This window comes from Rickettsiales bacterium, assembly GCA_041396965.1.
GTDB lineage: Bacteria > Pseudomonadota > Alphaproteobacteria > Rickettsiales > SXRF01 > SXRF01.
Window position 1 is genome coordinate 1,042,813 of the sequence record JAWKXN010000001.1, and the last position, 13,720, is coordinate 1,056,532.

Below are 13,720 nucleotides of genomic sequence, written 5' to 3' on the forward strand. Positions count from 1 at the left end.
TAAGCGCTAAACCTTCCATCCGGAGTGAATAGCCACTATCCCTTGCGACAGATTATGATACTTTACATTAGCAAAACCAGCTTGCTCAATCATTTCCTTAAATTCTTCCTGTTTCGGGAACATACGAATACTTTCTACCAGATATTCATATCCTTGCCGATCTCCCGTCACCACTTCGCCAATTTTTGGAATAATATTAAATGAATAAAAATCATATATTTTTTGTAAAATATCACCCTGTAATTCGCTAAATTCAAGACAGAGGAATCGTCCACCAATCTTAAGCGCTCGGTATGCCTCACTCAGAGCTTTATCAATATGAGTAACGTTTCTAATACCAAAAGCTATGGTATAAGCGTCATAAACATTATCCTCAATTGGCAAATTTTCAGCGTCAGCGCACAACCAATCAATATTTTTATATATATTACGATCTATCGCTCGCTTTTTACCTTCACCAAGCATTTTCTCATTAATATCACATATGGTAATATTACAATCAGCTTTTTGTAATATCCGAAAACTAATATCACCAGTGCCACCAGCCATATCTAATATCTTCATGCCGTCTTGAGGATTTAGCAATCTTACCATCTCATTCTTCCAAATACGGTGAAGTCCGCTACTCATCAAATCATTCATTAGATCGTATTTCGTCGCTACACTATCAAACACACCCTTTACTAAATGGTGTTTTTCGTCTTCTGCTACCTTCCTATATCCAAAATCAGCACTACCAGCCATACACCCATAACCAATTGATAATTATATAAATATATTTATTTTTATACAAATAAGAATGATATACTTGTTTCATTAATCGTTATGTTTTAGACTGTTTTCATGATTTACTCAATAACATATACCCCCTTAGGGGCAGATAATAGAAAGCTACAGCTATGCTGGAGACAACAACCGCTGCGCCAAAACGTTCGGCGCGGAATAAGGGAGCGAGCGAAAAACCGGTTTTCGCCGCCCTTGACTTGGGAACCAATAATTGCCGACTTCTAATAGCGTCATTACATGGGTTGCCTAGAATTGATACATCAATCGGGGACAGTCCGGTGCAGGTATTTGACAGCTTCTCACGTATAATAAGACTAGGTGAGGGAGTAAGTAAAAGTGGTAATATATCGGAAGAGGCTATAGACCGAGCGGTATCGGCTCTTAAGGCTTGCAGGAAGAAGTTGAACCGTTATGACTTGACTTCATCACGATTTGTAGCGACTGAGGCTTGTAGAAGAGCGAAAAACCGTGCCTTATTTTTAGAGCGTGTACTTAACGAAACTGGAATAAAAATAGATATAATATCAACTGAGGATGAAGCAAAGCTGGCTTTTTCTGGCTGTGCTTCTTTGTTGAACAAAAAATATGAAAAAGCTCTAGTTTTTGATATTGGTGGCGGCAGTACCGAGCTTATGTGGGTAGATGTAAAAAATGGTAAAATAATAGATGACTGGTTGTCGGTAAATTTTGGAGTGATGAATTTATCTGACAAATTCGGTGGCTCTGATTTCGCTGATATAACCTTCAAGGATATGGTAAAGACAATTTCCGATAAGCTTCAGGAATTTGACAAAAAAAACAATATAAGTGAGGCGATAAGAAATGGTGGTGTGCAAATGCTCTCAACCTCTGGAACAGTTACAACTCTCGCCGCTGTCCATCTTGACCTACCACGTTATGACCGCTCACGGATAGATGGAACAACATTATCAGTATATGATATAAGAAGAGCTACTGAAAAATTACTAGATATGAAATCATCTGAACGCTTTAATCATCCTTGTATTGGTTTTGACAGAGCGGATTTTATTCTCTCGGGCTGCGCTATATTTGAGGCGATAAGCGATTTATGGTCTATTGATAACATAACTATCGCTGATAGGGGGGTGCGTGAGGGTATAATTTTGTCATTAGCGCGAGAATGGCAGACAGCGAATGGCTAACTCAAATAAAAATTCTGGTAGTAGAGGACTTACCACACGAGTAAAAACTGCTCGTGGTAGAAAACCATCCTCAACCAGATGGCTGCAACGCCAATTAAATGATCCATACGTGACAAAAGCGAAAAAAGAAGGATATCGCTCACGTGCCGCTTATAAATTGATAGAGCTTGACGATAAATTTCATTTCTTAAAACCAACAAAAACAGTGCTTGATTTAGGAGCGGCGCCGGGTGGTTGGACACAGGTGGCGGCAGATAGGGTAAAATCAACGACAAAAAAGCCTTTAGTAATAGGAGTTGATATTCTGGCAATGGATGAGGTAGCAGCGGCAACCACTATAAAGTTGGATTTTATGGCGGATAACGCACCAAAGACAATAACTGAGTTAATACCGGCAGGTGTTGATATAGTGCTATCTGATATGGCTCCTAATACTATAGGGCATAAAGCCACTGACCATATACGGATAATCGCTATGGTAGAATCAGCATATTATTTCGCGCGCGAGATACTTAAAAAAGATGGAGTCTTTATCGCTAAAGTCTTTCAAGGCGGAGCGGATAAAGAACTATTAACGCAAATGCGTAAGGATTTTACCAGTGTAAAACACGCTAAACCTAAAGCCAGCCGCTCCGACTCCTCCGAAATGTACGTAGTGGCTATGGGTTTCAGTGGATTAAGCGGTAAGCTACGCTAATTTCATTGAATAATTCACCACATTTGAGATCGTTTCTAAACTTAATAATAGTTTCTTTTAATTTTAGTATCTTTGCTATGTGCATGTTTTATTAATGGTGATCCCGAGAGGATTCGAACCTCCGACCTACGGATTAGGAATCCGTTGCTCTATCCTGCTGAGCTACGGGATCACACCAAAACTTTCACTTTTATAAGTGAGTGAATAATACAAATAATATATGAATATCAAGAAAACTAGCTTTTTTTATACTCACCACCATTAAGCCAGCTACGGTGGTTTTCAGGTTTGCCTAGATAATATCCCTGAAGGTAATCAACTCCCATGTCCATCAGTATCTTAGCTGACTCACCATTCTCAACAAACTCCGCTACTGTTTTAAGCCCAAAACCTTGCGCGAATTCTAGGAGTGTCTTGACAAAAAAGCGGTTATCGGAGCTTTCCGCTAAGTCTTTGATAAATACACCATCAATTTTTACCATATCAACCGATAAAGCTTTCAACTGTCTGAATGAGGTGTAGCCAGAACCAAAATCATCAAGCGCAACATGACAACCTAAATCCTGAAGCGAGGCGACAAAAAAAGCCGTACTTCGTAAATCTTGCTGAACAGCGGTTTCAGTGATTTCTACTGTAATACGTGAAGCGATTTCAGGAGTTTGTTTTACTTTTCTTTCAAACTCAGTAAGCCAAACTTGATTTTCAGTGGTCATGTTAGAGACATTAAAAGCAAGTTTTACATTATTATTTTCTCTAAGTTCGTCAACGACCATTCCCATAACCATAGTATCAACTACATCAATAAGTCCCATTTTCTCAGCGACAGGGATAAGCGCGCCCGCTGAACTTATTTTGCCAGTTTTATCTACTATCCTAAGTAATGCCTCATAGTGTGATATACTACCATCTTTAGCATTTACTACTGGTTGATAAGCTAGCCTCGCCCTATCTTCTTTAATCGCGTTAAAGAAGTAATTAGCAAGACCCATCTGTTGACGACACTGACTCGCCTCATGGCGGGTTGATTCATATGTACGTTGTGATGAGCTTTGCATACTATTTATCGTGACATAAGCTTTGTCCAGCGCGTCACTGGCATCAGCCGTTTCTAAAGGAAAGGAGACACTACCAAGAATACCCATAACATACAAGGACGCGGTTTCAAAATTATCACGCCCAAAATTCTGAACCATACTATTAATGCGAGCCATCATACGAGAAGTGTCATCAGGATAGCTATAGGATAGTATTATACCAATCTGATCTCTCTGCAATCTGTATATTGTGTCTTCCTCTCCAAGTATATCGTCTATCATTTTTATAATATCATGAATAACTATCTCAGAAGTATCATGACCATAAGCGTTTATTATCATAGATAAATTACTGATGGATAATAATATAAGCGCGCCGGAATTATTATTAGAGATAACATTATGTATAGAAGTCTCCAGTATATTCATGAACTCAGCCGAACAAAAATTAGAGCTAGAATATATTGATGGTGGTATCATCATCTCAGGGATATTTTCTTCATTAATAGAAGCATCGCCTACTATATGATGATTGTTGGTGGAATCACTATCCGAATCAATATGATTATCCCTAGATCTGTCTTCTCTGAAAGCCATGCTAAACCGTGCTTTTCCCTGATATACTAAGCATTTATATAGATATTTATATTTTTATTATTATTTTATATTAATAATTTAAGTATAGCTATAAATGGTAAACAGAATATTACTTAAAAAGGCAAAATATAAGAAAATCTTTTAGATTAATACACTGATAAATAAAGATAAAAAAACAATTAATCCAAATATGGAGTTTGATAAAAATACCTTCCTAGCTGAATCTGGCTTATTTATATCCAGATAATATATCTGCCATATACCATGAAAAACAGCTGGCAATAGAGTTAATATTGATAAATATTTTCCAGTTGCTAGTACAAATCCGACAATAGCTAGTAGATAACATAAGCTAACAAATTTCTTGGTGTCATTTCCTAATCGTAGCGCTGTAGAGCGAATACCTATTTTAACATCATCATCCTTATCTTGATGAGCGTATATAGTGTCATAACCAATAGTAATCAGAACTCCTGATATATAAATTACTACCGCCGGAAGCTCTACATAACCACGCACAGCCGCCCAACCCATAAATGCTCCCCAATTAAATACTAATCCTAGAAACAATTGCGGCCACCAACTTATTCTTTTCATAAAAGGATAACAGACAATCGGAATTAGTGCTAAAGCCCCCCATATCATAACAACAACACCTAATTGAAGTGCGATAAGCACTGATACGGAAAGTAACATAATCAGTAAAGCGATAGCCTGAGAAATCTGTAATTCACCACTGGCAAGCGGTCTATTTCTGGTTCTTTCCACATATTTATCAAGATTACGATCTATAATATCGTTTACAATACAGCCAGCCGAACGCATGGCGATAGACCCTATAAAAAACAGGAAAAGATAGTATAAATTGATATTCCCTCGTGAGGCGACAACCATAGACCATGCGCATGGCCAAAATAACAACCATATTCCAACAGGTTGGTGAAGCCGCATTAAACGTAAATATGGATTGGATAGTTGCATAATATGTATATAATTATAAAATAATAATAACCAATAAAAAATACCATGTAATTATGGCACGTGAGATTAGATTATATACAAAATATCCATTAATTCAGGATAGTGAAATAACCTTAGAAGAAGGACAATCACATTACCTAGCTAACGTTATGCGCCTTAAATCTGGTGACAATGTAAGTCTTTTTAATGGAAAAGATGGTCAGTGGCTCGCTAAGATAACACTGATAAATAAAAAACACACAAGAATCGTTCCACTTAACAAAACACATGAACAAACCTACTCTCCTGATTTATGGCTAGTTTTTGCTCCAATAAAAGGTAAAACCGAACTTGTAGCGGAAAAAGCTACTGAACTTGGCGTATCAAAAATCCTGCCAGTAATTACTGAGCATACGATTGTTCGCTCTCTTAATAGCGATAAGATAGAAGCGCACATTATAGGTGCCGCGCAACAATGTGAAATGCTTAATATACCAGAGCTTGAAATAGTTGATAATATTACCTACTTATTAGATAAATGGGATAAAGAAAGAATCCTGTTATATGGTGATGAAAGCGGAGGAGGGGAGCCTCTACTGGAAACTTTAATTAATATAAAACAGCATAATATACATAGAGGAATAAATACGGGAAAAAGCACGGTGTTAATCGGTCCTGAAGGTGGGTTTTCAGAAAGCGAGTTTATGATATTAAGAAAGCATAGTTTTGCTAAAGGAATCAGCATGGGGCCACGAGTAATGAAAGCTGACACGGCAGCGGTTGCCGCTTTGTCTTGCGTTCAGTCAGTGTTAGGGGATTGGGACAAAAAACCACGTTTTATAAGCGAACAAATAAATAAGAATAACGAAAAAACAACAGAAGAATAGCAAGAAAAACATGACCACAAGCACGGAAACTATTAGCGATCAATTCTCCAGTATAACTAATAAACCTATACTAGAAATCTTAAGGGATTTTTGTAAGAATCATAATAATGAGATAGATGAGTGGTTCACTAAGCTATACTTAGAAGCGCCACCGTTTTTTTATAGTTCAGTTGATTTACGTCATAGTGGCAACAGGCTAGTTCCAATAGATACAAATATATTTCCCGCTGGTTTTAATAACCTCTCACCAGTCGCGAGAAAGCGTGCTACCATATGCGTTAATGATTTTTTGTCAGAAAATTATCCTGATGCTAAAAATATAATAATAATACCAGAAAACCATACCAGAAATCTCGCTTATTTTGATAATCTTCTAGCTCTTTCACAAATCATTGAAAATACTGGGGCGAATGTCAAAATAGGAAGCCTTGCCGCCGGTAAAGGAGAGGTAAGAAAATTTATCTCGGCGGAGGGAAAAGAAATAATTCAGCATCCCATATTAAAAAAACATTTTGAAGTTATCGGTGAAGATGGCTTTAAGCCGGATTTGATAATCATGAATAATGATATGACGGCGGGAATACCAGAAATACTACAAAATGTAATACAGCCAATAATTCCTTCAACTAATATGGGGTGGTTCAGGAGACGAAAATCAACGCACTTTAGCGAATATGATAAATTAATAACTGAATTCTGTGATAAATTCTCTATAGATAAATGGTTGCTTTCCGCCAAATCTCATCAATGCGGTCTTGTTAATTTTAAGAATAAAGAATCTTTGCGGTGCCTAGCGAAATCCGTCGATGAAATACTTTCTTATAGTAAAGAAAAATATAAAAAATATGGAATAGAACAAGAGCCATATGTTTATATAAAGGCTGATTCCGGTACTTACGGTATGGGCATAATGAGTGTATATTCAGCTAATGAAGTTCTGGAATTAAATAAAAAAGAGCGCAATAAAATGCAAACTATAAAGGAAGGAGTAAAAGTAAGCGAGGTTATCATTCAAGAAGGTATTCCTACTATAGACAAGGTAGATGGTGTGCCGGCTGAGCCCTTAATATACTTGATTAATGGTGTAGCGGTTGGCGGTATGTACCGGATTAATGATAGGCGCGACTCACATGGTAATTTGAACGCTAGCGGTATGCGATTTACCGGTATGTGTGATGAGAGCGAGGAAGAATGTGGGAAATGGAAAAAAATACCAAATTGTAGCTTCCGCTCACATGGTATAATAGCCTCTATCGCCGCGCTCGCCGCAGCGAGAGAAACCTATTAACACTGGAAGTGATATATATAAATGCCCGTAATCCAAGATTCTATCAAAGAAAAACTTGTATCAGAACTTACCCCAACCCATCTGGAAGTATTTGATGAAAGCCACAAACACGCTGGACATGTTGGTGCGCCACAAGGAAGTAGTGAGACTCATATAGGAATAATAGTAGTATCAGATAAGTTTATAGGAATGCCACGTCTTGCTCGTTCACGCCTTGTCCATAAAATAATAGAAAATGAGATAAAGCAAATTCACGCTATAACATTGCTAAAGACCCTAACTATAAAAGAGTATGATGCGTAGGGCAGTTTACTTATAACAAGTAATTGCTATAATTCCGTTATTCTCCTATTCCTCAATTCTTCTTACTACGCCTTCCGCGCTTAATTTTTGGATAGAGATAATTATCTATAATATAACGTTTAAGAAATAAAATATTTTCCTCTTTAACATTAGTTGAAAAATAACGCATCAATATGTAACGCTCTGAATCTAGTATCTCTTGAAAAAATCTTCTTTCCTTACGTGAATAAAGCAAAACACCGCTTACGGAGTTCTCATAAAGCATATAATTTTTCATTTCACGTACAAGAGTAAGGCTTAAAAAAGGGGAAGAGAGGGCAAGCAGATCGTCATTATCATTTGACGCTACCGGAAGGAACACAAGATTGTGACACCGCCCTATATATTGCATGCTATATGTATATACTAAACTACATATGGTGTCAAGATGCTATAAAAACGCCTAATATTCCGTAATGATTTATACTTAATCACGAATAAAAATTATCCAAAATGCATACAAATCAACCAACAGCTCTTTCTACGCTTTGCACTACTTCTTTACCACGCAGATTAGCTATTATAGTATTAAGATGCCTTATATCACGCACCTCTATGTCAATCATCAGTTCAAAAAAATCACTAGAACGGTTTGTGATCTTGAAATTACTGATATTTCCATTTTCTCGGGCGATAACATTGGTAACAGTGGCAAGTGACGCTTGCTCATTACTCACATTCATTTTAACACGCCCTATATGAATCGCGTCTTCTTGGTCTTTTTCCCAAGCGACATCTATCCATCTTTCAGGAGCGTCAGAATAATTTTCTAAAGTCTCACAATCCATCGTATGTATGGTTATTCCCTTGCCGGTAGTTACAATTCCAACGATTTTATCTCCCGGTATAGGATGACAACAACCAGCGAAGTGAATTGCCATTCCCGATATAACACCTCTTATCGGAATCGCCTCTCTTGTTTTATTTTTTTTCTTAAATGGCTTATATAAATTTGATAAAACTGAGGTTACACCATTAGTATGTACCGGTTTTCTCTCACCAATAACTACATCAACAACCTGTTGACGGCTAATCATCCCCTCTCCAATATCAGCCATCAGGTCATCAACTGTTTTCCTATTAAACTGCGGAAGATGAGGCTCTATCAATTTCTCCGTTAACTCCTCTCCTTCTTGCCTTAAACTCTTTGCCATAATAGCTTTACCAAGCGCTATATATTCATTACGCTGGGCTGTGCGTAGATATTTCCGTATCTCGCTTCTGGCTTTTCCAGTTACGACAAACCGCTCCCAACTTGCTGATGGAGTCTGTGTTTTGCTGGTTATAATATCAACTTGATCGCCATTTTTAAGTTTGGTTCTAAGCGGGACTATCCTGCTATTTATTTTCGCGCCAACACAGGTGTCGCCAACACCGGAATGCACCGCGTAAGCGAAATCAACAGGTGTCGCTCCTCTTGGAAATGAAAGTATATCACCTTTAGGAGTAAAACAAAAAACCTGATCCTGATACATCTCTAGCTTAGTATTTTCTAAAAACTCCTCTGGATTATCAGATTGCTCAAGTATTTCCAGTAACTCACGTACCCAGCGGAGATTTTTTCCATCCTTACCGACTTTTTTGCCTTGCTTATAAGCCCAGTGCGCCGCCAAACCATACTCAGCCACTTCATCCATATCAAAAGTTCGTATCTGAATTTCCACACGTTGCTGCGCCGGACCAAGAATTGTTGTATGTATTGATTGATAGCCATTTGACTTTGGCGTTGATATATAATCCTTAAACCTACCGGGTATCGTATGCCATTTGGCATGTATAGCTCCTAGTGCTTGGTAACATTCAGCTATACTACCTACCGAGATACGAAACGCTACAATATCAGAAAGCTGTTCAAAGCTTATCTTCTTGTTCTCCATTTTTTTCCATATAGAAAACGGTCTTTTTTCGCGTCCCCGCACACGGCAATTCACAAGTCCGGCTTTCGCTATTTCCTCCCGTAATGTTTCCTTAGTTTTCTCAACTTCGGATACACCTTCTTCTCGTAAAAACTCCATACGTTTTATTATAGAATCCCTTGCCTCAGGATAAAGCTCAGCGAAAGCAAGATCCTGTAATTCTTCTTTTATAGAACGTATTCCTATACGCTCCGCTAGCGCGGCGTATATCTCAAGAGTTTCTCTGGATATTCTTTTACGCTTATCGGGATTTTTTATATATGATAAAGTCTCCATATTATGCAGACGATCAGCGAGCTTTACCAAAAGCACCCTTAAATCTTTACTCATAGCTATTAGAAGCTTACGGAAATTCTCAGCTTGCTTTATGTTTTCTGATTTTCCCTCAAGTCGTGATAGCTTAGTGACCCCATCAACAAGCTCTCTTACCTCTTTACCAAAATTCTTTTCCACCGCTTCTAGGGTAACTTCAGTATCCTCAACCGTATCGTGAAGCAGGGCGGTAACTATGGAAGCGGCATCAAGTTTGTATTTTGTTAACTTATACGCCACTTCAACTGGATGAGAGAAGTAAAGATCGCCAGACGCACGCTTTTGCGTACCATGTGCTTTCATTGAAAAAACGTATGCCCTATTTATAAGATCTTCATCTATATTAGGATCATATGATTTGATTTTTTCTACTAATTCTGCTTGTCTAATCATGTATAAATTCTAGCGTAAACAATATAATATTACAATAATATTGACTGACAATTTATCTATATTTACTTGTGTTACTAACCATACAAATAACCATAAATTAAAAATAATTTAGAACTATATCGTAACCAATAAATAATAAAAAATTAATACAAATTAAACTAACTCGCTAATTCTAATGATATGTTGCTATTCTGCAACTTTATTTAATCGTTTCTTAATTTGTTTTTGTTTAACTTTGCCTAATGAGCATCAGAAGATGCCTTGTGTCTTCAATGTGTCGCGAATATGGAATTAACTAAACGCGGTTAGATAATAGATAGTAGGCGATAATAGCAATGTCCAGTCGTTCAATAGTAATTATAATTTCGGTGGTGGTCATAGGCTTTACTTTAATGTCTATACGCAATTATCTGACTAGTAATCCGGTCATTGGTGATAATGAGCCACGACCTCAGATAAGAAGAATCATGATAGCTAAGAACAATATTGCAAGTGGTAGCTTTATTAAAGTGCAACGGGATTTTGACTGGCGGGAATATTCCGAAATTGAGGAGAGTAAAGCACGAGAAAGCAATCAAGGTAAGATACCAAAAGAAAGTTATTTATATGAAGGCACGTTCAATCTTGGAAGCTTTGAGGGAGCAGTTGTCCGTCGTTCTATTTCAGCTGGTGATCCTATAGTTGCCTCAATGCTTATGAGATCGGGAGAAGGTGGCTTTATGTCGGCTGTTCTTGGAGCCGGCAAAAGAGCTGTTACTATTTCGGTAAATCCAGTTTCGGGTAACGCTGGTTTTGTGTCACCAGGCGACAATGTAGATTTGCTTATAACTTATAGTACCAGAAAACCAGTAAATGGCATGGAGTCAGTAATAACTGAAACTTTTCTTAAAAATATAAGAGTTCTCGCTGTTGATCAGGCTCTGGAAAATCCTGAGAATAAGGCTATCGTAGCAAAAACTATAACTGTTGAGGTGTCTTCTGAAGAAGCAGAGAAAATATCAGTTGCAGCGGAAATGGGGAAAATATCCTTAGCTCTGGTGAGTACAGCTATCCCTGATGAAAACATACTGTTTAAGAAAAATGTGGATAGTAGAAGCAAGAAAGATAATTTGAATGAAGTTAAGAATGATAAAGTAAAACATACTCTTTATACTTCAGATGGAGATGTAAGCAATCTCATGGCAGAAAAAGAATCGGCAATAAGCAAAGTACGTATTATTAGAGGTAAAGATATTGAGGTTCTAGAATTTTATCAAGGTGTGAAATGAAGAAAATACATATAGTTATAGCACTGATTATCAGCTTCTTTTTATCTACTGCTCCAGTAAATGCTGAAACCACTGTTTACATTGAAATAAATAAAGGAAAAGTAATAAAACTGCCAAGAAAAGCTGCTTCAGTTGTAGTGGCTAATCCTGATACTGCCGATGTACAAGTGCTATCACCTAGTACTATTTTTGTTTATGGCAGAAAAACTGGAGAGACTTCTATTTCTGTCGTTGATGCTGACGATAAAGTGATTTTACAGAGAGTTGTTAATATTACGCATAATTTTAATAGCATGGAGAAGATGATAAAAAAAATTTCACCAGACTCTGATATTGAACTAAAAACCACTAATGAGGGGCTTGTTGTAAGTGGTTACGCCCCGTCTATTAAGGACTCTCAGAATGTAATAAGCGTTGTAGAGTCTTTTATTGGAGAAGGTGGAAAGCTTGTAAACATGATAAATACCGCTGGTGGGGATCAGGTTAATTTACAGGTTAAAATCGTGGAAATGTCGCGTAGTGATCTTAAAACTCTTGGAATAAACTTACAATCATCGGTTACTGGAGGTGGTATACTATCCCAAGTGGTTACAGGCTCTCTTGACGCTACGTCATTAGTTGGTAGAGCAGTAAGTGGTAATGCTAATATACTTACCAGCCTTACCAGTGGCAATAACACCATAAGTTCATTAATAGACCTTCTTGAGACACAGGGACTCGCGACTGTTCTAGCTGAGCCAAGTCTTACCACCGTGACTGGAAAACCAGCTAGTTTCTTAGCTGGAGGTCAATATCCTATTCCTGTTGCTGGCAGTGAAGGGACTATAACTGTTGAATATCAGCCTTTTGGCGTAAGCTTGAACTTCACTCCTGTAGTAATGTCTAATGATAGAATAAGTATTTTAGTAACTCCTGAGGTAAGTACTTTGAATTTCTCTAACCCTATACAAGTTAACGGTTTTAACTATCCTATACTTGACACCAGAAAAGCCAATGCCACAGTGGAGCTTGGCAGTGGACAAACATTTGTTCTTGCCGGACTGTTGCGTAACGATACCAGTAACAATTTAAGCAAAGTTCCCGGTGTTGGTGATATTCCAGTACTTGGCGCTTTATTCCGTTCACAACGATTTCAATCAAGCCAAACTGAGCTAGTCATTCTAGTAACTCCATACATAGTTCGTCCAATATCAAATCCAGAATCAGTTCAAACACCTCTGGATGGCTTTAATCCACCAACTGATACTGAACGCTTGCTTTTTGGCAGTATTCACAGACAAGAAAAAATGCCAAAACAAGAACAGGAAAATATTGAAAGTCTATATGGCGAGGAAGAATATAAATTAAATGGTGAAAGCGGATTTATTCTGGAGTAATGGCATGAGCGTAATTAAAAAAAACAATATTATTATTTTATTAGCGATGTTATCTTCTCTATTATCTGGGTGTATGCCTGAACTTGATATGCAGGGACATAACCCTAAGGAATATTATAAAAAATATCCAATAAAAAATCATGTTTTAAGTGAAAATAGTCTCTTAATATTACAATTTAGTAACAAGTATAAGTTCTTAAGGAATGAAGATGAAGCAGAGTTAGTTAAAACTATCAATGACATAAGAATAAATGCTGTGAGTGACATAGAGATACGTTACTCAAGAGAACTTCCTTATCGCTATAAAAGAGTGGCTTATGTAAATTCTTTGCTAAAGAAATCTGGTCATTATGAAAATATTAGATCATTTGCTGATAGTTCGGTTCCATATAATCAAATTATAATAGAAATAAATCATCTATCAGTTTTGCCTCCTAAATGTCCGGATTGGAGAAAATCACCTGTTACAAATTACACCAATACTCCCGCCGCTAATTGGAGATGCGCAAGTACGGTAAATTTAGGTCTTATGATTGATAATCCAAGAGATTTAATACATGGGCAAAACAATAATATTAGCAACTCAAGCAGAGCGGCTGAAGCTATAAAAAACTATTATACAACGGAGGATTCCTCTGAGTCTTCTAGCACTTCATCATCCTCTTCAAAAGAATAAATTAGGTAACTTATTTTAGAGTGCG

General features: G+C 37.3%; 13 protein-coding genes and 1 tRNA gene. 8 read left to right on the forward strand and 6 right to left on the reverse strand.

All coding sequences use genetic code 11. The features are described from left to right. Nucleotides 1-6: 6 nt before the first annotated feature. Complete coding sequence (gene ubiE, locus R3D71_05330; protein ID MEZ5691068.1) at nucleotides 7-744, reverse strand: bifunctional demethylmenaquinone methyltransferase/2-methoxy-6-polyprenyl-1,4-benzoquinol methylase UbiE; 738 nt, start codon at nucleotides 742-744, stop codon at nucleotides 7-9. Between the two features lie 155 nt (nucleotides 745-899). Here ubiE and R3D71_05335 point away from each other — a divergent pair, with 155 nt between their 5' ends. Together R3D71_05335 and R3D71_05340 are read left to right on the forward strand one after the other, a co-directional pair. Beyond that, complete coding sequence (locus R3D71_05335; GenBank protein MEZ5691069.1) at nucleotides 900-1,949, forward strand: Ppx/GppA phosphatase family protein; 1,050 nt, start codon at nucleotides 900-902, stop codon at nucleotides 1,947-1,949. Next, nucleotides 1,942-2,646 (forward strand): RlmE family RNA methyltransferase, encoded by a 705-nt coding sequence (locus tag R3D71_05340; protein MEZ5691070.1) that lies wholly within the window; start codon nucleotides 1,942-1,944, stop codon nucleotides 2,644-2,646. The genes R3D71_05335 and R3D71_05340 overlap by 8 nt, the downstream gene beginning before the upstream one ends. A 95-nt stretch (nucleotides 2,647-2,741) precedes the next feature. Here the strand turns inward: R3D71_05340 and R3D71_05345 are convergent. The 3 genes from R3D71_05345 to ubiA form a co-directional block, all read right to left on the reverse strand. After that, nucleotides 2,742-2,818, reverse strand: a tRNA-Arg gene (locus tag R3D71_05345). 64 nt (nucleotides 2,819-2,882) lie between these two features. After that, nucleotides 2,883-4,277 (reverse strand): GGDEF domain-containing phosphodiesterase, encoded by a 1,395-nt coding sequence (locus tag R3D71_05350; protein MEZ5691071.1) that lies wholly within the window; start codon nucleotides 4,275-4,277, stop codon nucleotides 2,883-2,885. Between the two features lie 141 nt (nucleotides 4,278-4,418). Next, nucleotides 4,419-5,258, reverse strand: coding sequence for a 4-hydroxybenzoate octaprenyltransferase (gene ubiA / locus R3D71_05355; GenBank protein ID MEZ5691072.1), 840 nt, complete (start codon nucleotides 5,256-5,258; stop codon nucleotides 4,419-4,421). 53 nt (nucleotides 5,259-5,311) lie between these two features. On the opposite strand from ubiA, the gene R3D71_05360 reads away from it, so the two are divergent. From R3D71_05360 to R3D71_05370, 3 genes are read left to right on the forward strand one after another with little or no spacing between them, the layout of a single operon-like run. After that, complete coding sequence (locus tag R3D71_05360; GenBank protein ID MEZ5691073.1) at nucleotides 5,312-6,124, forward strand: 16S rRNA (uracil(1498)-N(3))-methyltransferase; 813 nt, start codon at nucleotides 5,312-5,314, stop codon at nucleotides 6,122-6,124. A gap of 10 nt (nucleotides 6,125-6,134) precedes the next feature. Next, entirely contained in the window at nucleotides 6,135-7,412 is a 1,278-nt protein-coding gene (gene gshA / locus R3D71_05365; protein MEZ5691074.1) for a glutamate--cysteine ligase, read from the forward strand. Nucleotides 7,413-7,433: 21 nt separating this feature from the next. Then, nucleotides 7,434-7,715, forward strand: coding sequence for a BolA family protein (locus tag R3D71_05370; protein MEZ5691075.1), 282 nt, complete (start codon nucleotides 7,434-7,436; stop codon nucleotides 7,713-7,715). 52 nt (nucleotides 7,716-7,767) lie between these two features. Here the strand turns inward: R3D71_05370 and R3D71_05375 are convergent, their stop codons facing one another. Then, nucleotides 7,768-8,076 (reverse strand): hypothetical protein, encoded by a 309-nt coding sequence (locus tag R3D71_05375; protein ID MEZ5691076.1) that lies wholly within the window; start codon nucleotides 8,074-8,076, stop codon nucleotides 7,768-7,770. 142 nt (nucleotides 8,077-8,218) lie between these two features. Continuing rightward, nucleotides 8,219-10,375, reverse strand: coding sequence for a bifunctional (p)ppGpp synthetase/guanosine-3',5'-bis(diphosphate) 3'-pyrophosphohydrolase (locus tag R3D71_05380; protein ID MEZ5691077.1), 2,157 nt, complete (start codon nucleotides 10,373-10,375; stop codon nucleotides 8,219-8,221). A gap of 335 nt (nucleotides 10,376-10,710) precedes the next feature. Here R3D71_05380 and cpaB point away from each other — a divergent pair, with 335 nt between their 5' ends. The 3 genes from cpaB to R3D71_05395 are packed head-to-tail and all read left to right on the forward strand — an operon-like array spanning nucleotide 10,711 to nucleotide 13,695. Then, the gene (cpaB, locus tag R3D71_05385; GenBank protein MEZ5691078.1) at nucleotides 10,711-11,643 is read left to right on the forward strand and encodes a Flp pilus assembly protein CpaB; all 933 of its coding nucleotides are present in this window, start codon (nucleotides 10,711-10,713) and stop codon (nucleotides 11,641-11,643) included. Beyond that, entirely contained in the window at nucleotides 11,640-13,019 is a 1,380-nt protein-coding gene (locus tag R3D71_05390; protein ID MEZ5691079.1) for a type II and III secretion system protein family protein, read from the forward strand. Before cpaB ends, R3D71_05390 begins: the two co-directional genes overlap by 4 nt. Next, entirely contained in the window at nucleotides 12,991-13,695 is a 705-nt protein-coding gene (locus R3D71_05395; GenBank protein MEZ5691080.1) for a CpaD family pilus assembly lipoprotein, read from the forward strand. The genes R3D71_05390 and R3D71_05395 overlap by 29 nt, the downstream gene beginning before the upstream one ends. Nucleotides 13,696-13,720 lie beyond the last annotated feature (25 nt).